This window comes from Paraburkholderia sp. ZP32-5 (genome assembly GCF_021390495.1).
GTDB lineage: Bacteria > Pseudomonadota > Gammaproteobacteria > Burkholderiales > Burkholderiaceae > Paraburkholderia.
Genome location: NZ_JAJEJP010000001.1, coordinates 2,237,031 through 2,263,630, shown reverse-complemented (window position 1 = coordinate 2,263,630; position 26,600 = coordinate 2,237,031). Strand labels below are relative to the sequence as shown.

24 protein-coding genes are annotated in these 26,600 nt (G+C 65.1%); 16 read left to right on the top strand and 8 right to left on the bottom strand.

The window, feature by feature from the left end; genetic code table 11:
* Positions 1–21: 21 nt before the first annotated feature.
* Together L0U82_RS09590 and L0U82_RS09585 are read right to left on the bottom strand one after the other, a co-directional pair.
* The gene (locus tag L0U82_RS09590; protein ID WP_233830327.1) at positions 22–636 is read right to left on the bottom strand and encodes a GNAT family N-acetyltransferase; all 615 of its coding nucleotides are present in this window, start codon (positions 634–636) and stop codon (positions 22–24) included.
* 194 nt (positions 637–830) lie between these two features.
* The gene (locus L0U82_RS09585) at positions 831–2,276 is read right to left on the bottom strand and encodes an NAD-dependent succinate-semialdehyde dehydrogenase (RefSeq protein ID WP_233830325.1); all 1,446 of its coding nucleotides are present in this window, start codon (positions 2,274–2,276) and stop codon (positions 831–833) included.
* A 380-nt stretch (positions 2,277–2,656) separates the two neighbouring features.
* Here L0U82_RS09585 and L0U82_RS09580 point away from each other — a divergent pair, with 380 nt between their 5' ends.
* From L0U82_RS09580 to L0U82_RS09560, 5 genes are all read left to right on the top strand, one after another.
* Positions 2,657–2,860, top strand: coding sequence for a cold-shock protein (locus L0U82_RS09580; protein ID WP_075300708.1), 204 nt, complete (start codon positions 2,657–2,659; stop codon positions 2,858–2,860).
* 101 nt (positions 2,861–2,961) lie between these two features.
* The gene (locus tag L0U82_RS09575; protein WP_233830323.1) at positions 2,962–3,399 is read left to right on the top strand and encodes a hypothetical protein; all 438 of its coding nucleotides are present in this window, start codon (positions 2,962–2,964) and stop codon (positions 3,397–3,399) included.
* 308 nt (positions 3,400–3,707) lie between these two features.
* Positions 3,708–5,129, top strand: coding sequence for a hopanoid biosynthesis associated radical SAM protein HpnJ (hpnJ, locus tag L0U82_RS09570; RefSeq protein WP_233830321.1), 1,422 nt, complete (start codon positions 3,708–3,710; stop codon positions 5,127–5,129).
* Positions 5,126–6,286, top strand: a complete 1,161-nt coding sequence (hpnI, locus tag L0U82_RS09565) for a bacteriohopanetetrol glucosamine biosynthesis glycosyltransferase HpnI (protein WP_233830319.1) — start codon at positions 5,126–5,128, stop codon at positions 6,284–6,286. The genes hpnJ and hpnI (L0U82_RS09565) overlap by 4 nt, the downstream gene beginning before the upstream one ends.
* A gap of 204 nt (positions 6,287–6,490) precedes the next feature.
* Entirely contained in the window at positions 6,491–7,549 is a 1,059-nt protein-coding gene (locus L0U82_RS09560) for a lysylphosphatidylglycerol synthase domain-containing protein (RefSeq protein WP_233833203.1), read from the top strand.
* A gap of 46 nt (positions 7,550–7,595) precedes the next feature.
* On the opposite strand, the gene L0U82_RS09555 is transcribed toward L0U82_RS09560, so the two are convergent.
* Together L0U82_RS09555 and L0U82_RS09550 are read right to left on the bottom strand one after the other, a co-directional pair.
* Complete coding sequence (locus L0U82_RS09555) at positions 7,596–8,999, bottom strand: ATP-binding protein (RefSeq protein WP_233830317.1); 1,404 nt, start codon at positions 8,997–8,999, stop codon at positions 7,596–7,598.
* A complete protein-coding gene (locus tag L0U82_RS09550) occupies positions 8,996–9,655 on the bottom strand; it encodes a response regulator (protein ID WP_233830315.1) in 660 nt (219 codons plus the stop codon). Before L0U82_RS09550 ends, L0U82_RS09555 begins: the two co-directional genes overlap by 4 nt.
* Positions 9,656–10,039: 384 nt before the next feature.
* Here L0U82_RS09550 and L0U82_RS09545 point away from each other — a divergent pair, with 384 nt between their 5' ends.
* Genes L0U82_RS09545 through hpnK form a run of 3 tightly spaced genes read left to right on the top strand, consistent with a single transcriptional unit; the run spans position 10,040 to position 12,573 of the window.
* Entirely contained in the window at positions 10,040–10,390 is a 351-nt protein-coding gene (locus tag L0U82_RS09545; protein WP_233830313.1) for a hypothetical protein, read from the top strand.
* Between the two features lie 12 nt (positions 10,391–10,402).
* Complete coding sequence (hpnI, locus tag L0U82_RS09540; RefSeq protein WP_233830311.1) at positions 10,403–11,728, top strand: bacteriohopanetetrol glucosamine biosynthesis glycosyltransferase HpnI; 1,326 nt, start codon at positions 10,403–10,405, stop codon at positions 11,726–11,728.
* 14 nt (positions 11,729–11,742) lie between these two features.
* Complete coding sequence (gene hpnK / locus L0U82_RS09535; protein ID WP_233830309.1) at positions 11,743–12,573, top strand: hopanoid biosynthesis-associated protein HpnK; 831 nt, start codon at positions 11,743–11,745, stop codon at positions 12,571–12,573.
* Between the two features lie 114 nt (positions 12,574–12,687).
* Here the strand turns inward: hpnK and L0U82_RS09530 are convergent, their stop codons facing one another.
* The 3 genes from L0U82_RS09530 to L0U82_RS09520 are packed head-to-tail and all read right to left on the bottom strand — an operon-like array spanning position 12,688 to position 18,291.
* Complete coding sequence (locus tag L0U82_RS09530) at positions 12,688–15,747, bottom strand: efflux RND transporter permease subunit (protein WP_233830306.1); 3,060 nt, start codon at positions 15,745–15,747, stop codon at positions 12,688–12,690.
* Entirely contained in the window at positions 15,744–16,862 is a 1,119-nt protein-coding gene (locus L0U82_RS09525; RefSeq protein ID WP_233830304.1) for an efflux RND transporter periplasmic adaptor subunit, read from the bottom strand. Before L0U82_RS09525 ends, L0U82_RS09530 begins: the two co-directional genes overlap by 4 nt.
* Positions 16,863–16,905: 43 nt before the next feature.
* Positions 16,906–18,291, bottom strand: a complete 1,386-nt coding sequence (locus L0U82_RS09520; protein WP_233830303.1) for a TolC family protein — start codon at positions 18,289–18,291, stop codon at positions 16,906–16,908.
* A 363-nt stretch (positions 18,292–18,654) separates the two neighbouring features.
* Between L0U82_RS09520 and L0U82_RS09515 the strand changes: the two genes are divergently transcribed.
* From L0U82_RS09515 to L0U82_RS09505, 3 genes are all read left to right on the top strand, one after another.
* Positions 18,655–19,317, top strand: a complete 663-nt coding sequence (locus L0U82_RS09515) for a response regulator (RefSeq protein ID WP_233830302.1) — start codon at positions 18,655–18,657, stop codon at positions 19,315–19,317.
* Positions 19,314–20,678: an ATP-binding protein gene (locus L0U82_RS09510; RefSeq protein ID WP_233830301.1), complete on the top strand. Its 1,365-nt coding sequence runs from the start codon at positions 19,314–19,316 to the stop codon at positions 20,676–20,678. Before L0U82_RS09515 ends, L0U82_RS09510 begins: the two co-directional genes overlap by 4 nt.
* Before the next feature lie 99 nt (positions 20,679–20,777).
* Positions 20,778–21,734, top strand: a complete 957-nt coding sequence (locus tag L0U82_RS09505) for a ProQ/FinO family protein (protein ID WP_233830300.1) — start codon at positions 20,778–20,780, stop codon at positions 21,732–21,734.
* Positions 21,735–21,752: 18 nt separating this feature from the next.
* Here L0U82_RS09505 and L0U82_RS09500 read toward each other — a convergent pair whose 3' ends face one another.
* Complete coding sequence (locus tag L0U82_RS09500) at positions 21,753–23,102, bottom strand: TAXI family TRAP transporter solute-binding subunit (protein WP_233830299.1); 1,350 nt, start codon at positions 23,100–23,102, stop codon at positions 21,753–21,755.
* A 253-nt stretch (positions 23,103–23,355) separates the two neighbouring features.
* Here L0U82_RS09500 and L0U82_RS09495 point away from each other — a divergent pair, with 253 nt between their 5' ends.
* The 5 genes from L0U82_RS09495 to L0U82_RS09475 all read left to right on the top strand — a co-directional run bounded on the left by L0U82_RS09495 (position 23,356) and on the right by L0U82_RS09475 (position 26,514).
* On the top strand, positions 23,356–23,826 hold the full coding sequence (locus L0U82_RS09495; protein WP_233830298.1) for a DUF2946 domain-containing protein: 471 nt from the start codon (positions 23,356–23,358) through the stop codon (positions 23,824–23,826).
* A 107-nt stretch (positions 23,827–23,933) separates the two neighbouring features.
* Positions 23,934–24,959, top strand: a complete 1,026-nt coding sequence (locus L0U82_RS09490; RefSeq protein ID WP_233830297.1) for a hypothetical protein — start codon at positions 23,934–23,936, stop codon at positions 24,957–24,959.
* Between the two features lie 15 nt (positions 24,960–24,974).
* Positions 24,975–25,346, top strand: a complete 372-nt coding sequence (locus tag L0U82_RS09485; RefSeq protein ID WP_233830294.1) for a copper resistance CopC family protein — start codon at positions 24,975–24,977, stop codon at positions 25,344–25,346.
* A 249-nt stretch (positions 25,347–25,595) separates the two neighbouring features.
* Positions 25,596–26,003, top strand: a complete 408-nt coding sequence (locus tag L0U82_RS09480; protein ID WP_233830292.1) for a hypothetical protein — start codon at positions 25,596–25,598, stop codon at positions 26,001–26,003.
* Positions 25,891–26,514 (top strand): CsgG/HfaB family protein, encoded by a 624-nt coding sequence (locus L0U82_RS09475; RefSeq protein WP_233830290.1) that lies wholly within the window; start codon positions 25,891–25,893, stop codon positions 26,512–26,514. Before L0U82_RS09480 ends, L0U82_RS09475 begins: the two co-directional genes overlap by 113 nt.
* The last annotated feature ends 86 nt before the right edge of the window (positions 26,515–26,600 follow it).

Sequence of the window (26,600 nt, the reverse complement as noted above, 5' to 3'; positions counted from 1 at the left end):
CCGTCCGCCATAGCGCGCGCTTCAGCGCGCCGCCAGCTTCGCTTCCAGCATCGCCTTCACGGCCGGCCATTCGTCATCGATGATGCTAAAGCGCACCGAGTTGCGCTTGCGTCCATCCGGCATGATGCGCTCGTGCCGCACCACGCCTTCCTGCTTCGCGCCGATACGCAGAATCGCCGCGCGCGACTTGTCGTTGAGTTCGTCGGTCGTGAACTGCACGCGCACGCACTGCATCACGTCGAACGCATGGCGCAGCAGCAGATACTTCGCCTCGGTATTCACCGTCGAGCGCTGCGCGGATTCCGCGAGCCACGTATGGCCGATTTCGAGCTTGCGGTTCGCTCGGTCGATCTTCCAGAAGCGCGTGCTGCCGACGATCCGGCCGCTCTGTGCGGACTCATCGCGCCGCACGATCACGAACGGCATCACGGTGCCCGCCGCGCGGCCAGCCAGCGCGCGGGCGATATAAGCGTCGATGCTCGCCGGGCCGGGCACGACGGTCAGCTTCAGGTTCCACAATTGCCCGTCGGCGGCGGCACCGACGAGCGCCTGCGCATGATCCTCGCGTAACGGCTGGAGTTCGACGCTCGAGCCCGTCAGCGTGGGCTGCATCGATTCGGCAGAGATTTCGTTCATGGCAATAAAAAGGTCCGCGAGTGAAAGACTCGCGGACCTGATGATGGATGGGTCGAACCGCGTGGCTGGATCGCGCGACCGAACTGTTTGATCGAACTGCGTTATCGATCTGCACGATCCACCGTGCAATTGCACCGCGGCAGGAGACGGCGCGCGGCCAACCCGCGCCGCCGCGCCGTCCCTAATCCGCGGTGTTAAGCGGACATCACCGTCACCGCCTTGGTGACGAGATACGCTTCCATCGCCTCCGGACCGCCTTCCGAACCGTAGCCCGAATCCTTCACGCCGCCAAACGGCATTTCCGGCGTCGGCGTGGCCGGCTGGTTGATCCACAGCATGCCGACTTCCATCTGCTGCGACAGCATATGCACGTTGCTGAACGACTTCGTGTACGCGTAGCCGGCGAGGCCGAACGGCAGACGGTTCGCTTCGGCGATCGCTTCTTCCAGCTTGTCGAAGCCGCGGATCGCGGCGACCGGGCCGAACGGCTCGTTGTTGAACACGTCGGCATTCAGCGGCACGTCGGTCAGCACGGTCGGCGCGAAGAAGTTGCCTTCCGAACCGATGCGCTCGCCGCCCGTTGCGACTTTCGCGCCGGTCTTGCGTGCATCGGCGACGACGTTGGCCATCGCGCTCAGACGACGCGCATTGGCGAGCGGCCCGAGCGTCGTGCCGTCGGCCAGACCGTCGCCGAGCTTCAGGCTTTCAGCATGCTTGACGAGCGCCGCGGCGAATTCTTCGCGGATGCTGTTGTGCACGAGGAAGCGCGTCGGCGAGATGCAGACCTGGCCCGCGTTGCGGAACTTCGCAGCGCCGGCTGCCTTGACGGCGAGCGAGACGTCGGCGTCTTCAGCGACGATCACCGGCGCGTGGCCGCCGAGTTCCATCGTGGCGCGCTTCATATGCAGACCGGCGAGCGACGCCAGTTGCTTGCCGACCGGCGTCGAGCCGGTGAACGTGACCTTGCGGATCACCGGATGCGGGATCAGGTAGCTCGAGATTTCAGCCGGATCGCCGAACACGAGGCCGACCGTGCCGGCCGGCACGCCGGCTTCGACGAACGCCTGCAGCAGCGCAGCCGGCGACGCCGGGGTTTCTTCCGGGGCCTTCACGAGAAACGAGCAGCCGCAGGCGAGCGACGCCGACAGCTTGCGAACGACCTGGTTGACCGGGAAGTTCCACGGCGTGAACGCGGCGACCGGGCCGATCGGCTCGCGCAGCACCTGTTGCTGGGCGGCGAGGTTGCGCGACGGCACGATACGGCCATACACACGGCGGCCTTCGTCCGCGAACCATTCGATGATGTCGGCCGCGGCCAGCACTTCGATGCGCGCTTCGGCAAACGGCTTGCCCTGTTCCTGGGTCATCAGGCGGCCGATGTCGGAGGCGCGCTCGCGCACCAGCGCGGCAGCCTTGCGCATGATCGTCGCGCGCTCGTTGGCCGGCACCTTGCGCCATGCTTCGAAACCGCGTTGCGCCGCTTCGAGCGCGCGGTCCAGATCGGCGATGCCGGCGTGCGCCACCTTACCGATGGGCTGGCCGGTCGCGGGGTTGATCACGTCGAGAGTCTTGCCGCTGGCAGCGTCGCACCATTCGCCGTTGATCAGAAGTCGGGTATCGGTATAGCTCGAGATGGCCATGCTGGGTTCCTGTGAGTGGGACAACAACGGGCCGCGTGCGGTCGCGAAGCGGGTAGCGACACGACCGGCGCGGCCATCGGTAAATTTGCCAAACAACCATCTTAGCTGATTGCGCGAAATCGCACCGGGCGTGGCTCCGGCGCGGCAGGCGTGGCACGCGGCTTGCTGCGGCCTTGGCGCCGCCGTGGCCTCCGGGCCGGGACGGAATGCGCCGCCGCTACCGTTCACCATGCGCGGAAGCGCGCCTGGCCTGCCGGGTCGAGAGAATCGGCAGGCCGGAACCGGTGGTATTCGAAACAGGGCCGCCGGCGCGAGCCGGTTTTTTTCTTCTATGCTTTTATATTCAGCCGTTCAATTCAGCGCTACACGAGGACATCGCCATGCCAACCGGAAAAGTGAAATGGTTCAACGACGCAAAGGGCTTCGGCTTCATCACCCCCGATGACGGGGGCGAAGACCTGTTTGCCCATTTTTCGGAGATCCGCAGCGAAGGTTTTAAATCGCTGCAGGAAAACCAGAAGGTCAGCTTCGAAATCAAGCAGGGCCCCAAGGGCAAACAGGCAGCCGATATCAAGCCGGTCTGACGCCGGCCTGGCGTCGGTCCTGTCGAGCGAGGCCTCGCCCGGCGCTCGCCGCGCGGTGTGCCCGCGCTCGACCGATATGCGAGGTGGTAGGCGAGGTTGATATGGACAGGCAGACCGCTTACGCCGACATCGAACGCAACGGCGGTGCCGCGTATGCGAAAAACTTCGCCGCGCGTTATCCCGAGCATGCGTTGACGCCGTTCTGTCATCGCTATCTGTTCGAGCAGATGCAGCGCGACGAAGCGGGCGCCGGCGCCGCGTCGGCGACACCCGATGCTGCCGCGCCCACCGCAACGCCCGACGGCGAGCGCGGCTTTGCATTGAAGTCGCTCGCGCGGATGGAGGCGTCGTCGCATATCGCGCAGGCAGCGGCGAGCGCGTCGCGCGACGCCGCCACCGCTGCGCATAGATCGGCGCGCGCGGCGCGCCGCTCGTCGTTCTGGACGATGATCGCCGCGCTCGCGTCTGCGCTCGGCGTAGTGGTAAACGCGGCCCTCAACCTCGGCTGGCTCGAATGGGCGAGACATATCGTTCGGTGAAGATCCCGATGAATAGGATCTGAGGAGGGTGCCGGATGCGCTGCTCGCTGCGCTGCGCAAAGCCAGCCCCACGCGGAGCCACACTCACTCCCCATCATCTACCACAAGAAAAAGACAGTCATACGCGACTCGAAACTAAAAGTCGGAACGATGCCGTTCGGGGCGGGAACGCAGTATGATTCCTCAGGTTTCCTTCAGCTTTGATCCGTACCATCTATGCGCTCCATCTGTCCGCGTCCGGGCAGTCATGGTTCCGATAGCTTCCCGACAGAAAATTGAAAACGCCGCTCAGGCTTGCTGGAGTCTCCATGAAAACTCTGTTCTTGCAGGCCCCGTCATTCGATGGTTTCGATGGCGGTGCAGGTTCGCGCTACCAGGCCAAACGTGAAGTCAAATCGTTCTGGTATCCCACATGGCTCGCGCAGCCGGCCGCTCTGATTCCCGATAGCCGCGTCTTCGACGCGACCGCGAATGGTGCATCGGTCGATGAAACACTCGATCTCGCGCAGCAATACGATCTCGTCGTCATTCACACCAGCACGCCTTCTTTCCCGACCGACGCGCTGTTCGCGCAGCATCTGAAAGAACGCAAGCCGTCGATCCTGATCGGCATGGTCGGCGCGAAGGTGGCGGTCGATCCCCACAACTCGCTGACGGCGACCGACGCGATCGATTTCGTCGGCCGCGAAGAATTCGATTACACCTGCAAGGAAATCGCCGAAGGCGTGCCGTTCGCGCAGATCAAGGGCTTGAGCTATCGCGCGCCCGACGGTTCGATCGAGCACAACGAAGCGCGCCCGATCCTCGAGAACATGGACGAACTGCCGTTCGTCGCGCCAATTTACAAGCGCGATCTGACGATCGCCAACTACTTCAACGGCTATCTGAAGCACCCGTACGTGTCGCTTTACACGGGCCGAGGCTGCCGCTCGAAGTGCACGTTCTGCCTGTGGCCGCAAACGGTCGGCGGCCATCGCTACCGCGTGCGCTCGGTCGAAAACGTGCTGGAAGAAGTGAAGTGGATTCGCGACAACATGCCCGAAGTCAAGGAGATCATGTTCGACGATGACACCTTCACCGACTTCAAGCCGCGCGCCGAGGAAATCGCGCGTGGCATGGGCAAGCTCGGCGTCACGTGGTCCTGCAACGCGAAGGCGAACGTGCCGTATTCGACGCTGAAGATCATGAAGGACAACGGCCTGCGTCTGCTGCTGGTCGGTTATGAATCCGGCGACGACCAGATCCTGCTGAACGTGAAGAAGGGTCTGCGCACCGACATCGCGCGCAAGTTCGCGAAAGACTGCCGCACGCTCGGCATCAAGGTTCATGGCACCTTCATTCTGGGCCTGCCTGGCGAGACGCCGGAGACGATCCAGAAGACCATCGAGTACGCGAAAGAGATCAACCCGCTGACGATTCAGGTGTCGCTCGCGGCGCCGTATCCGGGCACGACGCTCTATAACCAGGCGGTCGAAAACGGCTGGCTCGAAGAGAACAAGGTCATCAATCTCGTCAGCAAGTCCGGCGTGCAACTCGCGGCGATCGGCTATCCGCATCTGTCGCGCGACGAGATGTATCACCAGCTCGAAAACTTCTATAAGCGCTTCTATTTCCGTCCGTCGAAGATCTGGGAAATCCTGCGCGAAATGCTGACGAGTTGGGACATGATGAAACGGCGCCTGCGCGAAGGCGTCGAGTTCTTCCGCTTCCTGCGCGCGCACCAGGCGTGAGTACCGCGCATCTGCTCGCCGTCACGCTGGCCTACGCGTGCGCGGCGGCGGCTGCGATCGGCATCGGCTATACCGTCTTCGCGAGTACGCTGATCGGGCGTTTCTTCGCGCGGCCGGTGGCCGAGCCCACGAGCTTTCCGCCCGTCACGATCGTCAAACCGCTGCATGGCACCGAGTGGGCGCTGCTCGCGAATCTGTCGAGTTTCTGCGAGCAGGACTATCCGGGGCCGGTGCAATATCTGTTCGGCGTGCACGATTCGGCGGACCCCGCGCTGCAAACCGTCGACGAACTGCGCCGTCTGCATCCCGATGCCGATATGACGGTGGTCGCGGATGCGCGTCTGTATGGCCCGAACCGCAAGATCAGCAACATCCTCAATATGCTGCCGCAGGCGCGTCATGACGTGCTGGTGTTCGCCGACAGCGACGTCAGCGTCGGCCCCGGTTATCTGCGTCACGTGATCGGCGAATTGCAGCAGCCTGGCGTCGGGCTCGTTACCTGCGCATATCGCGGCCAACCCGATCCGGGTTTCTGGCCGAAGCTCTCCGCGATTGCGACCAACTACCAGTTCCTGCCCGGCGTTGTCACCGGGCTCGCGCTTGGCCTTGCGCGCCCGTGCTTTGGCCAGACCATCGCGATGCGGCGCGATACCTATGAGCGCATCGGCGGCTTCAAGCCGTTCGTCCGCTATCTGGCCGAGGATCACGCGATCGGCGAGGCGGTGCGCGCGACGGGTGAAACCGTGGCGATTCCGCCGTTCGCGATCGCGCATGCCTGCGTCGAATCGAGCGCGAAAAAGCTGATCACGCACGAACTGCGCTGGAGCCGCACGATTCGCCGCATCGATCCGGCCGGGCACTTCGGCTCGGCACTCGTCCATCCGTTGCCGTTTGCACTGCTCGCGCTGGCGTTCTCGGGTGGCGCACTGTGGGCGTGGCCGCTCGCGCTCGCCGCGATGGTCGCGCGGCTCACGTTGAAACTGCTGTTCGATCGTGCTTTGCGCAAGCCGTGCCGCGATCTGTGGCTGCTGCCGTTATGGGATATCGTGTCATTTGCGATTTTCGTCATGAGCTTCCGCTCGTCGCGGGTGATCTGGCGGGGCTTCAGTTTCAAGGTCGACGGCGACGGGGTGCTGTCGGCGGCACAGGACGAATGACGAACGAACGGCGGATTAGCACGCAATGATCGATCAGGTTGGTAACCGGCGCCATGCAAGCGGCCCGGCGGCACAGGCGTGGACAAGCACACTGATGGCAGGGCGGGTGGCGAGGCGAGCAGCACCGCGGCAACCCGCGTACACCGTGGCACGAATCATGATGCAGCGGTTACGTGTCTCCTTTGCCCGTGAGGTAAGCGCGTGATGAAGCATCTCGGCCGCGCGGCCGCGCTCCTCGGTCTGGTGCTTTCCTTATGGCTCGTCTGGCGCGATGACCCGCGCGCGGTACTCGGCGCATTGCGCGCGGCCGGCGGCGGCCTCGTGCTTGCCGCGCTTGCGCACGTGCTGCCGATGATCGCCAACGCCTGCGACTGGCGCTCGCTGATTCGGGGCGCGAACCGCCCGAGCCTCGGCAAGATGCTGCACCTCGTGTGGGTGCGCGAATCGGTCAACTGCATGCTGCCGGTCGCGCGGATCGGCGGCGAACTCGTGTCGTTCCGGATGCTCAAGCGCTGGGGCGTGCGGCCGTCGACGGCGGTGGGCAGCATCATCGTCGATATGCAGCTCACCGTGATCAGCCAGTTGATGTTCACGATGGTCGGCATCGGCTTTCTGTTCGCGCATGCGCAATCCGGCGCGTTGCGGCTCGCTTCCCAACTCGCGTGGGGCATCGTCGTACTGACGCCGTTGCTGCTGCTGTTCGCGCTCGTTCAGCACGCGAATCCGTTCGAGCGCATCACGCGCGGGCTCAACCGGATGACGAGCGGCAAGCTCGCCGCGCTGGTCGGCCAGTCCGCGCAGATCGATCAGTCGATCAAACTGATCTGGCGACGCCGCGCGGTCGTGTTGCGCTATCTGTTCTTCTGGCAGCCGTTGCAATGCATCCTGACGGCGCTCGAAATCTGGATTGCGCTGTACTTTCTCGGCGCGCGCGTGACGTTCGTCGAGGCGATCGTGATCGAATCGCTGATTCAGGCGATCAGCAGCGCGGCATTCTTCGTGCCGGGCGGCCTGGGGGTGCAGGAGGGCGCGTTTATCGTGATCGGTGGCGCGTTAGGGATCGATCCGGCCACCTGTCTGGCGCTCGCTGCCGCGCGGCGGATTCGCGATCTGCTGATGTTCGTGCCGGGGCTCATCGCGTGGCAGTTTTCGGAGTCACCTGGGAGCGGGGCGGTGGCCGCCGTCCAGGGCGGTGCGCGCGCTGAACTGGCCGAGCAGCGTTCGGCCGTCGGCGATTCGAACCGGCACAGGACCGGGCATTGAATCCGCCGTCGAATTAGTTCGTCGCTAAGGAAGCGACCGCGCGCCTCTAGCGCGCCTCTCCATAAGCCGGAAACGACACCCGCACCGCGAGCCCTCGTTCGCCGATCCCCGCACCTAGCTGCAAGCTCGCGCCGAAATGTTCGGCGATCCGCGCAACGATCGACAGGCCCAGCCCGCTGCCCGTCGCCTGATTTCCGGTCGCGCGAAAAAAGCGATGCGTCAGCCGCTCCAGATCGGCCGCCTCAACACCGGGACCATCGTCGCGCACGCTCACCTGCACGCGGCCATCGGCATGCTGCACCGCGACTTCGACGACCCCGCCCGCGCGCCCGTACTTGATCGCGTTATCGAGCAGGTTGTCGATCAGGATGCCGATCAGCACCGGCTCCGCGTTGATCTCGGCGAGCATGTCGCCGATCAGCATCACGCTGATGTGTTTCTGCCGCGCGCTGCACTCGCTGGCGAGCAGCGTGTGCTTCGCGATCGCCGCCGGCTTTAGCGGTTCGGTCGGCGCTTTCTCGTGCTGATCGAGCCGCGCGAGCAGCAATAGCTGTTCCGCGAGCCGCGCGCTGCGATCGACGCCCTGCACGACGCGCTCCATCGCGAGCCGCTGCAATGCGATGTCGGGCTCGGCGAGCGCGACTTGCGCCTGCACCTTGATCGCGGCAAGCGGCGATTTCAGTTCATGCGCGGCATCGGCGGTAAACGCCCGTTCGCGTTCCAGCGAATCGCGCAGCCGCACCAGCATCTGGTTGATCGCATCGACGAGCGCACGCACCTCGACCGGTGTGCGGCCGATGCCGACCGGCTCCATCCGGTTGATGTCGCGCGCGCGGATCGCGGCCGACAGCACCTGCAACGGCGCGAGACTCCAGCCGATGCTGAACCACACCAGCAGCGCCAGCACCGGCAATGCGATCAGCGTTGGCCGCGCGATGCGGCGCGCGACACCGCTGACCAGATCGCTGCGCGTATTGGCCGGTTCGAACACACGCACGCTGTGACCGCGCGTGCCATCGCGCAGCGTGAACGAGTGATAGGTCTGGCCGCCGAGCGTAACGTCCTGCGCGCCGCTCGCCGACGGCAGCGGCATATTCCAGGCGCCGAGCGCGCGCAATTGCGGGCTGCCCGCCAGCACCTCGCCGTTCGCCGTGCGCACCTGGAACAGCGCGTCGCGCGGCAGCGTATCGTCGTCGTCGAGATTGCTCGCGCCGGGCTCGCCGCCTTTTTCTTCTTCACGCACGTCGATGCGTGCGTTGGCGAGCGTGTTCAGATTCGTCTCGTCGAGCAGCGCGAGAATCTGCGCAAGTTCAGCGAGCCGCGCTTCTTCCCATTCGCCGACTTCGCGTGTCGCCTGGCGGTAGCTGGTGACGAGTGCAACGCCCCACACGATCGCGATGCTCGCAAGCACGAGCAACACGAGACGCCGGCGAATCGACGGGCTCATCATGGTTTCTCCATCACGTAGCCGATATTGCGCACAGTCTTGATCAGGCTCGCGCCGAGCTTTTTACGCAGATTGGATACATGCACTTCGATTGCATTGCTTTCGATTTCCTCCTGCCAGCCATACAGACTTTCCTCTAGCCGCGAGCGTGATTGCGGAATGCCGGGGTTCGTCAGCAATTGCAGCAGGATCGCCCATTCGCGCGACGTGAGCGGCACGTGCGTTGCGTCCACCTCGACCGTGTGCGCGGCGGGGTTCACTGTCAGATTGCGGTAACGAATCAGATCGATACTGCGACCTTGGGCACGGCGTAATAGCGCGCGGCAACGCGCGATCAGTTCGGTCAGATCGAAGGGCTTGCCGAGATAGTCGTCGGCGCCCGCTTCGAGACCGCCGACCCGGTCGACCACCGTGCCTTTCGCGGTCAGCACGAGCACCGGCACGTCGTTGCCGGCGTCGCGCAAACGCTTGAGCAGTTCCATGCCGCTGACGCGCGGCAGTCCGAGATCGAGGATCAACAACGCATATTGCGTGGTGTCGAGCGCAAGGCCGGCTTTATAGCCGTCATGAGCCCAGTCGACCGTGAAACCGGCCTGACGCAGGCCCGCTTCGACACCGCTGCCGATGAGCTCGTCGTCTTCTACGAGGAGTACACGCATGACGCAAAGATTCCGTTTCGTGTGGTTTTATTGCATAACGCCTACGATGGATGTGCAAGCGCGCTCGTGCATCCGCTGATGCGGCGCGACAGCCGCGCGCGCAGCGCCGATGCAATTCGTTAGCAGCTTCATACCACGCGAATGCTTAAGGTTTCCTTCAGTTCCAATCGATAGTATCGACCCGCTATCACCGGTCGTCGCAGCGCGTGCAAATCACGCGTCACCAACGGTTGTCAGCGCATCGAAAACCGATCGTAAGGATGGCGACGAATCGATGCGGAATGCTTTTCATGCGAATCGATAGTATGACCGGACGGCACCGATGAATCCCGTGGAATGCCGCCGTGCATCGATCGGATCGCGAGACCATGCACGAGGCACGTTATGAAGCCAGCCACCATCGATATGCTGCGCGCCCATCTGCTGGTCGCATCGCTGACGGCTATGGGCATCGAAGTACTGTTGTGCATCGCGTTGCCACTACTGCCCATTTCCCCGAGCTTTTTCACATCTACCCCGTTCCGGCTGTTTGCGCTTGCGGCGATCGTCGGCGGCGTGGTGGTCGCGCGCGAATTCGCGCACGCCGAGTTCGCGCGCGCGGTAAGACGCCATCACGCGATTCCCGCGCACACCGGCACATGGCAGGTTGCGGCGGCAACGGAGTGCCCGCGGCACTGGCTCGTCGTATTGCACCTGCGGCTGACGGGGCAGCCGTTCGTGCTGGCCGCGCATTGACGGACCGTGACGATGGCGGCGCACGTCGTGACCGCATGCCAATGGATCCTGCTGGCCGGCTGTATCGGCGCGTCGATCTATGCGCTCGCCGCCGCGCTCGCGATGCCTTTTTTCAGCGCGCGCCATAAGTCCAGCTATCACGGCCGGGTCTCTCGTGTGTCCCGCGAGTCTCGCGCATCCTCAATCGAATGCTGGTCCGATGCTGCACGTGGCGCGCATTCCGCCGCGCTCGCTGCAGCGCCGCCGTATGCGCGGGCAGTTCCGTTCGCGCAGGCCGGCGTCAGCGTGCTCAAACCGCTGTGTGGTGCCGAGCCGCGTCTGTACGAAAATCTGCGTACTTTCTGTGAGCAGCGTCACGGGCATTTTCAACTGGTGCTGGGCGTGTCGTCGCCGCGCGATCCGGCGATCGCGGTGGTGCGCCGTTTGCAGGCCGCCTATCCGGCGTGCGACATCGAACTCGCGATCGATGCGCGCGTGCACGGCAGCAATCTGAAAGTCAGCAACCTGATCAACATGGCGTCGCGCGCGCGTCACGACGTGATCGTGATCGCCGATAGCGACATCGCCGTCGATGCCGATTATCTCGACAGCGTCGCCGCGCCGCTGGCGGACCCGGGCGTCGGTGTCGTCACGTGTCTGTATGTCGCGCGCGGGGTCGGCGGTTTCTGGCCGCGCGTGGGCGCGCTCTTTATCAACGAATGGTTCGCGCCGTCGGTGCGCGTCGCGCATGCGATCGGCTCGCGCCGCTTCGGCTTCGGCGCGACGCTCGCACTGCGGCGCGCGACGCTCGAACGCATCGGCGGATTCAGCGCGCTGAAGAACTGTCTCGCCGACGATTACTGGCTCGCCGAACACGTGCGCGCGCTCGGTTTGCGAACCGTGCTGTCGCGCGTGATGGTGGCCACCGACGTCATCGAGCCGACCTTCGGCGCGCTGTGGCAGCGCGAAACGCGCTGGCTGCGCACGATCCGCTCGGTCAATCCTGCCGGCTTCGCGTCGCTGCTGATCACGTTCCCGACGCCGTGGCTGGTGACGAGTGCCGCGCTGACCGTGTCGCTGGCGACGCGCGCCTGCGCGCATACGCCGTTCGCCGCGGTCATCGCGTGCGGCTCGGCGACGGCTATCTGTTTCGGCGCGCGTTTGCTGTTGCACCTGCGCGCCGCGCGCCGCGAGCGAACGTTCTGGCGCGATTTGCCGCTGGTGCCGTTGCGCGATACGCTGATCGCGCTACAGTGGCTGTTCAGCGCGTTCGGCTCACATGTGGTGTGGCGTGGCGCGCGCATGCAGGTCGGCACGCCGGCCGCCGAACGTGGCGGTCAGCTCGACAGCTTTACGTGAAGGGAGATTCGGCAATGCCGGCCGCCTCAGGCCGACCGACGCGCGCACTGATTACCACCGCCGATGATTTCGGTCTGCATCCGCGCGTGAATGCCGCGGTCGAGCGCGCGCATTGCGATGGCGTGCTGAGCGCCGCGAGTCTGATGGTCGGCGCGCCGGCCGCGAGCGATGCGGTCGCGCGCGCCCGCGCGCTGCCGCAACTGCGCGTGGGCCTGCATCTGGTGTTGGCCGACGGTGCCGCGCTCGCGCCGCGCGCGCAGATTGCCGCGCTGGTCGACGCGAACGGCCGCTTCGGCAGCAACATGGTGCGCGACGGCGTGCGCTTTTTCTTCTTGCCGCATGTGCGCAAACAACTGGCGCGCGAGATTCGCGCGCAGTTCGACGCGTTTGCGGCGACCGGGCTCACGCTCGATCACGTGAATACGCACAAGCATTTTCATCTGCATCCGAGCGTGCTCGGTCTGATTCTCGAGATCGGCCGCGACTACGGGATGAAGGCGATGCGCCTGCCGTTCGAAGCGAATGCGCCGCTGTGGCTGCGGCCTTGGATCGCGCAGGTGAAGGCGCGGCTCGATCGTGCGGGCGTCGCCCATAACGACTATGTGGTCGGCATCGCGGCGAGCGGGCGGATGGACGAGGCGGCATGGCTCGCCGCGCTCGGCGATCTGCCGGCCGGTGTCGGCGAGATCTATTGCCATCCGGCGCTCGCCGGCGACGCATTGAGCGATGGCATGCGCGACTATCGCCATGCGGACGAATTGCATGCGTTGCTGTCGCCGCGGGTGGCTGCCGCGATTCAGGCGATCGGCGCGCGGGTCGGTGGGTTCGCGGACGTGCTGGCGTAAGAGCGTAGTCACGTAGCGGCCGTAGCGACTATTTCGAGCCGCATGCACAGCATTGGCGGGGCGCATGAAGGCCATGCCACGCCACGCCTCCCACGCCTCCCACGTCCCCACGCGCTACACAGCCCGCTTCCTCATCAACAGCTTCAGCAACACCGGCAGCAACAGCAGCACCAGCGGCAACTGCACGATCAGCCCTGAAATGATCGCGATCGCGAGCGGCTGCTGCATCGCCGAGCCTTGCCCCAATGCGAACGCGAGTGGCAGCAGCGCGAGGATCGCGGCAATCGTCGTCATCGCGATCGGCCGCAGGCGGTTGCGGCCAGCCAACTGCAACGCGTCGTCAAACGGCATCTCGTCGTCGCGCACCAGCGCCTGCAATTCGGACACGTAGAAGATCGCGACCTCGGTCACGATGCCGATGATCATCGTCATGCCCATCATCGCGGAGATGTTCAGCTCGATGCCGGTGATCCACAGGCCGATAAACACGGCGCCTGCCGCGAGCAACGGCATCGCCAGCACCGCGAGCGCGACGCGCAGGCGTTCGTATAGAAACAGCAGCAGGCCGAACACCAGTGCGATCGCTGCGCCGAACACGGTCAGCAGGCCCTTGAACGCGATCTGCTGTTGCTGATAGAGCCCGCCGAGTTCGTAGTAGACGCCGTTCGGCAGCAGGTTCGCGTCGCCGAGCGCCTTCTGCACGTCGGCGATCGTCGAGCCGAGATCGCGGCCATCGATGCGCGCGGTCACCGCCACCATCCGCTTCAGATTCGAACGGCTGATTTCGGGTTGGCCAGTGACCACCACGCGTTCGGCAACGCGCTTCAACGCAAACAGATGCCCGTCCGGTGCGCGAATCTGTAATTGTCCCAGTTGCGTATCGGTGAGTTCGCGCGCGCCGCTGACGCGTACGCGCACGCCGACCGTTTTCGGGCCGCTCTGGAACTGCGTCGCGACGTTACCTTCGAGCATATCGGTCACCGCCTGCGCGATCGCTTGCGGGTCCATCCCTTCGGCCGCCGCGGCCGCGGGCAGGATATGCAGTTCGATCGCATCGCCCGCCGGGTTGATGCCGTCGTTCACATCGACGATGCCCTGAATCTTGCCGATACGCGCGGCGACTTTGCGCGCGGTCGTATCGAGCGTATGCGCGTCGTCGGAGAAGATCTTGATCTGCACCGGCTGCGGCACCGCGGTCAGATCGCCGATCAGGTCCTCCATCAGTTGCGCGAGTTCGATGCTGACACCCGGCACCTGGCTTTCGATCTGCGCGCGGATTTCCTCCATCACGGTGTCGATCGGTTCGCGCTTGCCGGACTTCAGACGCACGAAGAAATCGCCCTTGTTCGGCTCGTTCAGATCGCCGCCGAGACCCGCGCCGGTGCGGCGCGAATAGGTCGCGACATTCGGATTCGCGCGGATGATGCGCTCGATCTGCTTCATCAGCCGGTCCGTTTCGGTGATCGACGTGCCCGGCTGCGTGTGATAGTCGAGCACGAAGCCGCCTTCGTCCATGCTCGGCATGAAGCCGCTGCCGACGCGCGTAAACGCGAACGCGGCGACGATCACGAGCGGCAGCACGCCGATCAGCACGAGCGGCGGCCGTGCACTGACGCGTGCGATCAGCTCCGCATAGCCGCGCTTGAGCCACGCGGCGAAGCGGGTGTCCTTGTGCTCTTCGGCATCCGCGGGCGTCAACCAGTGGTCGCACAGGATCGGCACCGCCAGCCATGTAACGAGAAACGAAATGAACAGCGCGCTCGCCATCGTCACCGACAGCGCCTTGAAAAACGTGCCCGTCACACCCGATAGAAACGCGAGCGGCACGAAGATGATCAGCGTCGCCGCGGAAGAGCCCGCCAGCGGCCGCGTGAATTCGAGCGCCGCCGCCATCACGCGGCCGTGAAACGCGTGCGCGCCGGCCTCGCGCATGCGCCGCGCGATGTGCTCGATCATCACGATCGCGTCGTCGATCACGAGGCCGACCGCCGCGGCCATGCCGCCCAGCGTCATGATGTTGAAGCCCATGCCGAACACGTCGAGCAGCAGGATCGTCGCGGCCATCACGACCGGCACCAGCGCGACCGCGATCGCGGTGATCTTCCAGTTGCGCAGAAACACGAACAGCGTCAGCGCGGCAAGCACCACGCCGATCATGATTGCGTCGCGCACGCTCGTGGCCGACGCGATCACCAGTTCGCTCTGGTCGTACCAGTTCGACAGATGCACGCCGGCGGGCATCTGCGGCTGGAACGCGGCGAGCTTCGCGCGGATCGCCCGCGCCATCGCGACACTGTTCGCGCCCGGCTGCTGATAGATATTCAGCAGCACGGCGTCCTCGCCATCGGCTGTGACGCGCATCCATTGCGGCACGACGCCCTGACTGACCGTGGCGATGTCGCCGAGACGGATCTGCGCTGCGTTGGCATTGCCGGCGGTGGACACGACGACGTTGCGCAGTTCGTCGAGTTGCGTGATCGTCGTGTTGGTGACGACGAGGTACAGCTTGTCGTGATCCTCGATGCGGCCGTTCGCCATCAGTACGTTGCTCGCGCCGATCGCTTTCGACACATCCGCGAGCGACAGCTTGTACGCGGCGAGGCGCACCGGATCGATCGCGACTTCGAATTCGTCCTGCGCGCCGCCGGTCACCTCGACGCGCGCGACGCCCTCGACCGACGACAGCAGCGGACGCATCTGGAACTGCGCGAGATCGCGCAGCGCGGCAAGCGACTGCCGCGTCGACGTGAGGCTGTACGCGAGCACCGGAAACACCGTCGGGTCCATGCGCCGCACCTGCATCGTCGTGCCGGGCGGCAGCGTCGCGAGAATTTCGCTAATTGCCGATTGCGCCTGCAACGTCGCCTGCGCCATGTCGGTGCCCCAGTCGAAGTTCAGCGAGATTTCCGCCGCGCCCCGGCTCGTCGTCGAATCGACATCGCGCACGTTCGGTACGCGGCGCAGCGCTTCCTCCACCGGCATCGTGACGAGCGTCGCCATCTGTTCGGCCGGGCGGTCGCCGGCATCGAGCGACACCACCGCGCGCGGAAAGGACACGTTCGGAAACAGCGAGATCGGCAGACGGAACGCGGCGAGTGCGCCCGCGATCGCGAGCAGCGCGATCACGAACAGCAGCGAGCGGCGATGCGTCTGCATCCATTGGCCGAAATTCATCGTGGCGCGTCTCCCGCGGCGCGCACCGCGATGCCGTCTTTCAACTCATAGTTGCCGCTGACGACGACGCCGAGCAGCGGATCGAGCGGACCGTCGACGCCGTAGCGCGCGCCGTTTTCGACCGCGATCGTGACCGCGACGCGGCGCGCGGTGTTGCGCGACGTGACCTGGAATACGTACGCGTGATCGCCGTCCTTCAGCACGGCCGCGCGCGGCACGATCCAGTGCATGCCGGGGTGCGTCGCGACGTCGGCGGCAACGCGCGTGCCGGGAATAAACGCGCTCGACGCGAGCGGCAGGTTCGCGCCGATGTCGACCAGTTGCGACGACGGATCGATCGCGGCGCCCACGAATACGACGCGGCCTTCGAGCGTCGTCTTCGCGAGGGCCGCGGACAGGCCGCGCAGCGTCACCGTGTCGCCTGGATGGATCGCGGCTGCGTCCGCCGGCTCGACGCCGAGCATCACGTTCGCACGCGCGGCGCGGGCATCGCTTGCGTCGCGTGCATTCGTGCTCGCGAGTTGCAGGATCGCCGCGCCGGCCTGCACCTGGTCGCCTTGTGCCGCCGACAGTTGCAGCACGACACCGTCGAACGGCGCGGTGACGGTCTTGTTGCCGCTTGCGATGCCGGTCCGGGTCTGCGCGGCGAGTGCTTCACGCGCATCGTCGGCGGCCTTGCGCGCGCCGGCGAGCTGCGATTGCGTGGCGAGCCCTTTGTCGTATAACGATTGCGTGCGGGCGAGTTCGCCTTGCGCGAGCGTCAGCGCGCTTCGGGCCTCGCTGGCCCCGAGTACCGCGGCGGGGTCCGCCTGCACGACGAACAGCGGTGCGCCGCGCCTGACGGTTTCGCCGGCCTGCACGCGCATCTCGGTGATACGCGCGACGTAGGGCAGATTGACGGTCGTCACGTTCGACACCGAGGCCGCGACGATACCGAAGCCGCGCACCGGCTGCGCGATCGTTGCGCGTGCTGCTGGCACGGTTTGCACGGCGACGGAGGGTTGCGCTTCGGCGTTCGCGCTGTCGTTGACGCCGCCGTTTACGTTTTGATCCGCGTGGACCGGATAAACATACGCGTACAGCAACGACGCGCACACGAGCATCGCGGCGGCCACGGTGACGCTCCGCCACGGCCCGCGCCGCGGCGGCGGAAAAGGATTATTTCGCATGGATGTCGATGAAAGTCTGGGCAGAAGAGAAGGCGCTAGCGGGCGCTTCGGAGATCGCGCTGCCGAGCAGCGCCTGCAAGCCGACGCGCTGTTCGGCCAGCGCTTCGTGCAGCGTCGCCACGTCGATGCGTTTGGCAAGCGCGGCGCTTTGCGCATCGGTATACGCGCCGAGCACGAGATTGTGGTCGGCGTAGGCCGCGCCGGCGAGCTGCGCGGCGTGTTCGACATGCGGCAGCGCGGCTTCGGTTTCCTGCAACTGGCGCGCGAGAATCGCGCTGTCTTCGCGTAGCCGCGCGACCTCCGCGTACGCCTGGTTCAAACGCGTCTGATACTCGTCGCGCAGCCGCTGGCGGGTCGCCTGTTCGATCGCGATATTGCCCCGGTTGCGGTTGAAGATCGGCAGACTCAGGTTGATCTGAAAGCCGCTCGTGTAGATGTTCGACGTATCACGCGCGCGCACGAAGCCGACCGACAGGCTCGGAAACTGGCTCAGAATCGCCGCGCGATATTTCTGCTCCTGAGCCTCGTAGCCGGCCTGCAACGCGATCAGGTCCGGGCGGCGGCGCGCGAGCCCGGCAAGCGCGGCATCGAGCGTGGCGTCGTCGAGCGGCGCGATGGTATCGCTGTCCTGCGTCTGCAATTGCAGTTGCATATCGGGCGCGAGACCGAGCAGCGCGTTCAGATCGTGATGCGTTTGCGCGGCCGCGCGTTGCGCGTCGCGATACTGCTTTCGCGCGTCGCTGTATGCGATGAGCGCGGCGTTCAACGTGTCGTCGGTCAGATTGCCGTCGCGGCGCGCCGCGGCCATCCGTTCGTAGCGCGTGCGCGCGAGGTCGCGCTGGCGTTGCAGTAACGGCAGCGTGTCCGCTTCGAAGCGCGTCTTGATGAACAGTTGCCGCGCCTGCGCGACGACCTGCCACTCCTGCCATAGCAGGCCGAGATCGGTCTTCGCGACCGTCGCGTCGGCGGACTGCTGGTTCGCGCTACGCAGCACGATCGCCATCACGTCGATGCTCAGGCCATAATTGAACGCGCGCGTGGTGCCCACGGCGCCCGGATAGTCGCTCGATACGCTCAGTTGCGGATCGGGCAGCAAGCCGGCCGAATACGCCTGCGCGCGGGCGATGCCGAGATCGTCGCGGGCGAGTTTCAGATCGGGATTGTTCGCGACCGCGAGCATCGCGACTTCGTCGCTGTCGAGACCGTCGGCGGGATCGAAGCGATGCGCGGCGAGTTCAGGCAGCGGCATGCTCGACGAATCGATGCGGATGCGTTCGAGCGACTGCGCGGAGGTCGATGTGTCCTGTGGCGCCAGCGGTTCGCGGTGGTAGGTCGCGCAGCCGCCCAGCAGCAGCGCGCCAAGCACGGCGAGCACGATGGGCGCTTTAGGCGCTTTAGGCACTATAGGTGCGATAAGCGCTTGTTGCCGGCGCGCACGGCGAAGGCGTCGCGCCGGAATGTTGGGACGAGCCCTTGGCAAAGCCGCCGCAACGGCATCAAAAATCGGCAAAATCGGGCTCCTGTGCGTCATGTAACGAGGTCGGGCGAATCCGGCTGGATGCCGCTCGACCGGAGCCGATTCTGCGAAGAAGGCGCTTAAGACAGGCTTAACGTGGATACACGTGGATGCACGCGCGGTTTGCCGCGATGCGCCGGGCCCACGGTCAGCGTTCCGTAAGGAATCGTTAAGCCGCCGGCGCCGATAATGCTGCGGGAACAACCGCACGAAGGAGAGGCCATGCGCCTGCTATTGGTCGAAGACGACGACATGATCGCGGAGACGGTGCTCGGCGCGATGCGCCGCGCCGGCTATGCGATCGACTGGGCCGAAGACGGCCGCGCGGCCGAACTGTCGCTCGATAACGACGTGTACGACCTCGTGCTGCTCGATCTGGGGCTGCCGAAAAAGGACGGTATCGACGTGCTCAACGCGTATCGCCGCAACGGCGGCGGCGCGCCGGTCATCATCCTGACCGCGCGCGATGCGATCGACGAACGCATCCGCGGACTCGACGCCGGCGCCGACGACTATCTGGTCAAGCCGTTCGATCTGGACGAACTGGCCGCGCGCATCCGCGCGCTGCTGCGGCGGCGCACCGGCCACAAGCAGCCGGTGTACTCGCACGGCGAGCTGACGCTCGATCCGGCCGCGCACGAAGTCACCAAGGACGGCACGCTGCTGCCGCTGGTGCCGCGCGAATTCGCGTTGCTGCAGGCGCTGATCGAGGAGCCGACGCGCGTGTTCACGAAGGCCGAGCTGGAAGAAAAGCTGTATGGCTGGGGCGAGGAAGTCGGCAGCAACACGATCGAAGTGCATGTGCACAGCCTGCGCCGCAAGATCGGCGCGGATCAGATCGTGACGGTGCGCGGCGTCGGCTACCGGCTCAAGCGATGCGGATGACGTCGATCCGCCGCTGGCTGCTCGGCTGGCTGATTTTCGGCACGGCGGCGGCGTCGGTGGTCGCCGCCTATGCGATCTTTCATACCGCGCGCCGCGAGGCGAGCGAACTGTTCGACTACGAATTGCGCACCGTCGCGCTGTCGTTGCCGTCGAACTTGCGAGGCGCCGCCGACGGCGCGCAGCCGGAGCCCGACTTCGGCGATCTCGCCGACGACCGCATCGTCATCGAAATCTGGGATCGCAGCGGCGCGTCGATCTATCACTCCGCGCAGGCGCCGGTATTCGCGCGTCTGCCGCCCGGCTTCAATACGGTGGAACTCGGCGATGCGCACTGGCGCGCGTTCGGCGCGGAGCAGGGCGAGCGTTATGTGCAGGTCGCGCAGCCGGTGTCGGTGCGCGAAGACCTCGCACTGCAGCTCGCGTTGCACACGCTGTGGCCGCTCGCGGTGCTGTTGCCGGTGACGATCGGGCTGGTGCTGCTGGTGGTCGCGCGCGGGCTCGCGCCGATAGGCGGACTCTCGCGCGCGCTGGCGACACGCTCGATCGATTCGCTCGAACCGCTGCGGTTCGACGGCAACGTGCCGGTCGAAATCCGGCCGCTCGTCGAAGCGCTCAACGATCTGCTGCAACGGCTCAATACGGCCTCGCAGGCGCAGCGCACGTTTATCGCCGATGCCGCGCACGAATTGCGCTCGCCGCTTGCCGCGCTGAAGCTGCAATTGCAGGCGGCTTCGCGCGACGGCTCGTTAAAGGGCGAAGGGCACACGCTCGAACGCGTCGAACATCGCGTGAACCGCATCATCCACCTCGTGCAGCAACTGTTGACGCTCGCGCGCGAAGACGCGCAGCCGGCCACGTCGATGGAGCCGGTCAGCCTGCGTCGCATCGGCGAGCAGGCGGTCAGCGATTTTTCGTTGCTGGCGGAAATGCGCGAGATCGATCTGGGTCTCGAATGCGAGGGCGAGCGCATGCCGAACGACACCTATACGGTGCTCGCCGAATCGCACGGGATGAGCGTGCTGCTGGGTAACCTGATCAACAACGCGATCCGTCACACGCCGGCGGGAGGCCGGGTGGACGTCGTGCTCAGGCGCGACGGCGAACGGGTCGGCTTCGAGGTGGTCGATAGCGGCACCGGTATTGCGCCCGCCGAGCTCGAGCGCGTGTTCGACCGTTTCTATCGCGGCGAGGGCGCGAAGGGCGAGGGCAGCGGGCTCGGACTCGCGATCGTCGCGCGGATCGCCGGGCGTCATCAGCTCGCGCTGTCGCTGCGCAACAACATCGGCCGCGCCGGCCTGAGCGTCGCGGCGTCGGGCCTGCACGCGTACGATGCGAACCCGCCCGCGAGCGGCGCCAGTTGACGATTCGCGTGGCACTAATTGTTGTAATAGTTGTCGCAAGCGTGTTTGCACTCACTGCTACAATCGCACTTTTACGAATCGACAGATTGGTTGTGCACTATGGGTTTCGAACAACTCGCTGAACTGAAGAAGCAACTGGCCGCCGCGCGCGCTGCCGCCGAGTCCGCCGCCAGGCCCGATCGCAAATCGGCTGCGCGGCCCGCTTCGAAGCCCGCTGTCAGGCCGGATGCGACGCCGGGTTCGAAACCGGAGTCACGCGCTGAAGGGCGCTCCGAATCACGTTCGGACACGCGCCAGGATGCAGGCCAGAATGCACGGCCGGAATCCCGGCCCGGTTCGAAACCCAATACGAAAGGCGGTGCGCGTCCGGAGCGCAAACCCGGCGCACGGCCTCCCCGCCAGCACACGCAGCCGCGCGGCGCGGCACCCGCAGCACAAACCCGGCCGCCCGCCGCGGATGCCAAACCGGTGGACCCGGTCGTTCGCTCGATCGGCCGTCTGCAGAAACGTTTCCCGAATGCGTTCCCGAAGAATCCCGCGCCGAAGCTGCCGCTGAAAATCGGCATTTTCGAAGACCTGGTCGTCCATGCGAAAGACCTGTCGCTGACCGAAGCCGAGTTGCGCGACGCGATCAAGACGTGGTGCCGCGGCGGCCGTTACTGGAAGAGCCTCGTCGACGGCGCGGCGCGTATCGATCTGACGGGCGCGGCGGCCGGACAGGTCACCGCGCAGGAAGCGGCGGGCGCGCAGCGTCTGCTCGCGCATCGCGCGGCGCGGGGCGCGCAGAAGGCGGCGGAAGCGGCGAATTCTGCTGAAACTTCGAGCGAAACGCCGAGCGAAACCCCGACCGTGACGCCGAATGCGGATGAAAGCTCCGCAGCAGGCACGCCGGATGTAGCGGCGCCCGCTAACGCAGCGCCTGCGCCTGCTCCCGAAAACGCCGAAGCGGCAGCAGAACCGGCCGCCCAGCAGGCCGAAGCGCAAACCCCCGCGCAAGCCGACATTCAGCCAGAGCCGCAAACGGCCACCGCCGCACCTACTCCCTCGCAGGCATAACTTCCGCAACGGCCTCGTTCACGAGGTCTCCACGGGCCGCGCAGCCGTCAGACGGCTGCGCACGAAGCCCACATGCTCGCGCAGCACATAGAACGCATCCGCATAAGCAAGCGGCATGCGCAGACTATTCAACGCCACTTCAATTTCGTCGAGCCGTGCGAGCAGCTTCGCGCGTTCGTCGTCGGTGGCACCGGCGAGCGCATGCCGTTCGATCGCGATCAGCGAGCCGTAATAGCGATAGATGCGCGAGCGCACCCGCCAGCGATAGAGCGCCGGAATCACGCGCATCGCCGGCACCAGCAACACGGCGAGCGGCAACAGCAGGACGAGCGCGCGATCGCCGATGCTGGCGAGCCAGAACGGCAGCGTGCGGTACAGAAAGCCCTTGCCGGTGCGGTAATAGCGCAACGCGTCTTCGCTGATCGGATATTCATGCTCGACCGGGTTCGGAAACTGTCCCGCGCGCTGCAGCAGCCCCGCCTTGCCATGCACCTCCTGCGCGGCCTCGATCAGCAGATCGGAAATCGCCGGATGCAGATTGCCGCGCGCGACCAGCTCGACGGTCGGGCTGATCAGGTGCACGGTCTCGGGCGGAATCCGCCGTTTCAGATCGAGCACGCCCGGCGGCAAATCGATCTGGTCCAGAAACGGAAAGAGACGCGTATAGGCGTTCGCTTCGTCGAAATTCATCACCGATACGCCAGGCACCTTGAGCAGCCGCAGCATCAGGCCGCGCGTCGCAGAGTCGCCGCTCAGGATCGCCGCGTCGACGTTGCCCGCCACCAGCTGGGTGGCTGCCTCCAGACCGTCGCTCGGCACCAGCGTGGTCCTGCCGCCGGGCTCGATGTCGTTCGCGGCGAGTAGTTGCAGCGCGAGCAGGCGCGTGCCGCTGCCTTCGCGGCCGATCGCGACGCGCTTGCCTTCCAGATCGGATAGCTGCGTGAGCCCCGCGCCGCGATAGAACACGACGACCGGCACATAGAACATGCTGCCGAGCGAGATCAGCGACGACGTATCGATTCCCTGCGCGACGCCGCCTTGCACCAGTGCGAGGTCGACGTGCTGTTGCGGATCCATCAGCCGTTTGAGGTTCTGCACCGAGCCGTCCGATTCGAGCACGTTCAGGCGAATGCCGTTGCGCGCGAGAATTTTCCTGTACTGGTTCGCGGTGACGATAAACGAGCTGTCGCGCGGACCCGCGCTGATCGTGATCGTGCGCGGCGGCGCCGGATTCACAACCCAGACGACCAGCACGACGATGAACGCGACCAGCAGTGCCGTGACGAGCCAGGGCAGCAGATGGTCGCGCCATTCGGCATGCGTGTGCTCGCCATGAAACTGCGGGGTACGCGGACGCTGTGCTTTCATCAACACTCCGTGCCGGAAGCGGGGTTCCCGCATTGTCGCCTGTGCGCGGCGGCTTGACCGTTGGCGGTTTGCTCTATTGACCGGGCGGTTGGTGTGTCTTCGGGGTGTTTCGGCGCTTGTCCGACGTGCCTCCGGTGGGCTTCCCACTATGCGGCCTGGCGGCGGAAAAATGGGGGGGCGTGGCATAATTCGCCGCAAATCGTGGTCTGGCAATCATCGGCCATTACTTTGCAGCGTAGTAGCTGTCGTGCGCATGTTGAATCGTTGGCATCTGAAGATCGGCGGTTGGCTGGGATTGCTCGCGATCCTGATGACGACGCTCGCGCCCACGGTTTCGCAGACGCTTGCCGCGCTTGACCGCGGCGGCGATGGGATGGCGGCCGCGCATTGCCAGATGGCGTCGATGGACGACATGGCGTCGATGCCCGGCATGCAGATGGGGGACACCTCGGCGGATGCGTTGCCCGATGCATCGCCGCAGCCCGTGCAAACCGCCGCGAATACGTCCGGCGACTCCGCCGGCAAGCACACCGGAATGTCCGCCGGCGACGCCTGCGGTTATTGCAGCCTGCTCGCGCATCTGCCGGTGATGCCGAGCGTCGACACGCTGTTCATCGCCGCGGTCCGCGCGCGCCAGCATACGGTCGCGGCGCGCTTTAACAGCGTGCGCCGCGTCGAGCCGCTGACCTTCGCGCAACCGCGCGCCCCACCTGCTATCTGCTGATTCGAATCCCTACGACGTGATGCGGTGAATCCGCATCGCGAAGGCTTGCGCACGTCCATCGGACCGCCTGCGCGGGCATCGTCACAACCGATCAGACAGGATCAGATATGCACACTCCAACGACGCGCGGCGGCCAGACGCCGCGCGTGGCGCCGCTCGCCGCGGCTGCCGCCGCTTATGCCACTACCTGTGCCACCACCTATGCCGGATATGTGACCCGTGCCGCCGATAGCGCGCGCGCCGTGTGCCGCAGATCGGGCCGCGCAACAAGGCTCACCGCAGGTCTCGCGTTCAGCCTCGCATTGGGCTTATCGACCGTGCCATCCATCGCGCGCGCCCACGCGATCGCGGGCAATCGCGTGTTTCCGTCGACGATGGCTGTCGACGACCCCGGCGTCGGCGACGAAGCCAACTTCGAATACGGCCATCAACGCGTGCCTGGCGACGACGGCGATCAGAGCATCAACACCTTCAGCTTCGAGTACGACAAGCTGATCACGTCACGCCTCGCGGTATCGATCGAAGGCGGCTATGTGATGCAGAACAACCCGCGCGCGAGCGGTTTCGACAACTTCGGCGTCGGCCTCAAGTACCTGCTGTACGTGAACGACGCGCATGAGTTCATGACATCGATCGGCGTCGATGCCGATCTCGGCGGCACCGGCAGCCGCGCGATCGGCGACAACTTCTCGACGATCTCGCCGACGATCTACGCCGGCAAGGGCATGGGCGATCTGCCCGATTCGCTCGCGTATTTGCGCCCGGTCGCGATCACCGCCGAGGCGGGGCCGTCGCTGACCACCGGCGCCGGCCAGCCGAATGCGTTCAACTACGGCTTCACCGTGCAATACAGCCTGCCGTATCTGCAGCAGCACGTGCACGACGTGGGCTTGCCGCAGCCGTTCGCGAACCTGATTCCGCTCGTCGAGGTTCCGCTGTCGCGCAGCCAGGGGCAGACGACCGGCACGGTCAATCCGGGCTTCATCTGGATGAATCGCTATGGACAGTTCGGCGTCGAAGCGCAAATTCCGATCAACCGCGCGAGCGGTTCGCACGTCGGCATTCTGGTGCAGGCACATCTGTTCTTCGACGACATTGCGCCGACGACGATCGGCAAACCGCTATTGCACTAACGCAGGAGAACGACGATGAACAGCACACTGAAGTATCGCGCGATGCGCGTGGTCGCCTTGCTGGCCGGTATCACGCTGGCCGGCGCGGCTTTCGCCCATGTGTTTCCACAGAAGCAGGAGCCGGGCGCGGGCGCGACGGTTGCCGCGCCGAGTCAGGTGAAGGTGACGTTCGACGGACCGCTGGAACCGGCGTTCAGCTCGCTCACCGTTACCGATGCGAGCGGCAAGACGGTCAGCACGCAGAAGTCGGCGGTCGATGCGCAGCTACCGGCCGTGATGACGGTGCCGCTGCCGTCGCTCGCGGCCGGGCACTACACCGTGCATTGGGTCGCGGTCGCATCGGACGGACATCGCACGCATGGTGATTATGGGTTCGACGTGAAGTAGCGAAGGGGCCGGCACCGCGTGATAGGTCCTTTGGAGGATCGGTCGCGCGGTGCCCGTGCATCGATAGTCGATGCGCCGAAGCGATAAAGCGAAACAAGCACGATAAAGGCCGTGAATTCGCTGAACGTCAAAACGAAGCATTGGTGAATTAACTAATTCGAGATAATAAAAATCAATCGGACGACTTTGATTTTTTAAAGGTGTTGCAAGTACGCATCGGATTTTGCAATAGGTGACATTTAAGAGCGCATGGATGCGATACCGTACTCGACGGTATTCTTCCTCGGCGCAATGCAGCACCGGCCGGAGCGCTTTTCATCGCTGGATGAAGGCAGCCCCGAAGGCGGCTCGACGCGCCTGCCGTTCAGCCATGAGTTTGGCTATGACGCGCCGTGGAAATATCAAAAACACAGTTCGATCAAAATCCGCTTTGAAGAACGGGCGAATCGAACCGTGATTGATTTCCGAATTTCCAACGGGGGGTCATCCTTTGAAAACATCCACCAGATTTGGCGCGCTGGCGCTCATTTCCGTTGCGGCAGCATTGAGCGGTTGCGCGACCGAATCGTCGCAGAGCTTGCCGGTGCCGGTCATCAGCAGCGCGCAAACGCCTTATGCGGGCAAGCCGGTCGAAATCGCGCTCGGCAAATTCGATAATCGCTCGAGCTATATGCGCGGTCTGTTCTCCGACAACATCGACCGTCTCGGCAGTCAGGCGAAGACGATTCTCGTCACGCATCTGCAGCAGACCCATCGCTTCAATGTGCTCGATCGCGACAACCTCGACGAGATCAAACAGGAAGCGGCGTTCATGAAGAAAGCGCAGAACGTGAAGGGCGCGCGCTTCGTCGTGACCGGCGACGTCACCGAGTTCGGCCGCAAGGAAGTCGGCGACCAGCAGCTGTTCGGCATCCTCGGCCGCGGCAAGAACCAGATTGCGTATGCGAAGGTGAATCTGAACATCGTCGACACGACCACTTCCGAAGTCGTGCTGTCGAGCCAGGGCGCCGGCGAATACAGCCTGTCGAACCGTGAAGTGATCGGCTTCGGCGGCACCGCGAGCTACGATTCGACGCTCAACGGCAAGGTGCTCGATCTGGCGATTCAGGAGGCCGTCAACCGTCTGGTCGAACAGGTCGATGCCGGCGCGCTGCGGGCGGCGAACTAGAACGGTCAACGAAGGGCGTGATCGCGTGCGAGCGGGGCGCTGAAGCGCGTGCGAACCGGTCGCGCCTGAACCGTGCATCGACTCTC

What these genes read in the sequence shown, in the direction of transcription:
- L0U82_RS09590 (WP_233830327.1), bottom strand. Translation starts at nt 636, where the DNA reads ATGAACGAAATCTCTGCCGAATCGATGCAGCCCACGCTGACGGGCTCG.
- L0U82_RS09585 (WP_233830325.1), bottom strand. Translation starts at nt 2,276, where the DNA reads ATGGCCATCTCGAGCTATACCGATACCCGACTTCTGATCAACGGCGAA.
- L0U82_RS09580 (WP_075300708.1), top strand. Translation starts at nt 2,657, where the DNA reads ATGCCAACCGGAAAAGTGAAATGGTTCAACGACGCAAAGGGCTTCGGC.
- L0U82_RS09575 (WP_233830323.1), top strand. Translation starts at nt 2,962, where the DNA reads ATGGACAGGCAGACCGCTTACGCCGACATCGAACGCAACGGCGGTGCC.
- hpnJ (WP_233830321.1), top strand. Translation starts at nt 3,708, where the DNA reads ATGAAAACTCTGTTCTTGCAGGCCCCGTCATTCGATGGTTTCGATGGC.
- L0U82_RS09560 (WP_233833203.1), top strand. Translation starts at nt 6,491, where the DNA reads ATGAAGCATCTCGGCCGCGCGGCCGCGCTCCTCGGTCTGGTGCTTTCC.
- L0U82_RS09555 (WP_233830317.1), bottom strand. Translation starts at nt 8,999, where the DNA reads ATGATGAGCCCGTCGATTCGCCGGCGTCTCGTGTTGCTCGTGCTTGCG.
- L0U82_RS09550 (WP_233830315.1), bottom strand. Translation starts at nt 9,655, where the DNA reads ATGCGTGTACTCCTCGTAGAAGACGACGAGCTCATCGGCAGCGGTGTC.
- L0U82_RS09545 (WP_233830313.1), top strand. Translation starts at nt 10,040, where the DNA reads ATGAAGCCAGCCACCATCGATATGCTGCGCGCCCATCTGCTGGTCGCA.
- hpnI (WP_233830311.1), top strand. Translation starts at nt 10,403, where the DNA reads ATGGCGGCGCACGTCGTGACCGCATGCCAATGGATCCTGCTGGCCGGC.
- hpnK (WP_233830309.1), top strand. Translation starts at nt 11,743, where the DNA reads ATGCCGGCCGCCTCAGGCCGACCGACGCGCGCACTGATTACCACCGCC.
- L0U82_RS09530 (WP_233830306.1), bottom strand. Translation starts at nt 15,747, where the DNA reads ATGAATTTCGGCCAATGGATGCAGACGCATCGCCGCTCGCTGCTGTTC.
- L0U82_RS09515 (WP_233830302.1), top strand. Translation starts at nt 18,655, where the DNA reads ATGCGCCTGCTATTGGTCGAAGACGACGACATGATCGCGGAGACGGTG.
- L0U82_RS09510 (WP_233830301.1), top strand. Translation starts at nt 19,314, where the DNA reads ATGACGTCGATCCGCCGCTGGCTGCTCGGCTGGCTGATTTTCGGCACG.
- L0U82_RS09505 (WP_233830300.1), top strand. Translation starts at nt 20,778, where the DNA reads ATGGGTTTCGAACAACTCGCTGAACTGAAGAAGCAACTGGCCGCCGCG.
- L0U82_RS09500 (WP_233830299.1), bottom strand. Translation starts at nt 23,102, where the DNA reads ATGAAAGCACAGCGTCCGCGTACCCCGCAGTTTCATGGCGAGCACACG.
- L0U82_RS09495 (WP_233830298.1), top strand. Translation starts at nt 23,356, where the DNA reads ATGTTGAATCGTTGGCATCTGAAGATCGGCGGTTGGCTGGGATTGCTC.
- L0U82_RS09490 (WP_233830297.1), top strand. Translation starts at nt 23,934, where the DNA reads ATGCACACTCCAACGACGCGCGGCGGCCAGACGCCGCGCGTGGCGCCG.
- L0U82_RS09485 (WP_233830294.1), top strand. Translation starts at nt 24,975, where the DNA reads ATGAACAGCACACTGAAGTATCGCGCGATGCGCGTGGTCGCCTTGCTG.
- L0U82_RS09480 (WP_233830292.1), top strand. Translation starts at nt 25,596, where the DNA reads ATGGATGCGATACCGTACTCGACGGTATTCTTCCTCGGCGCAATGCAG.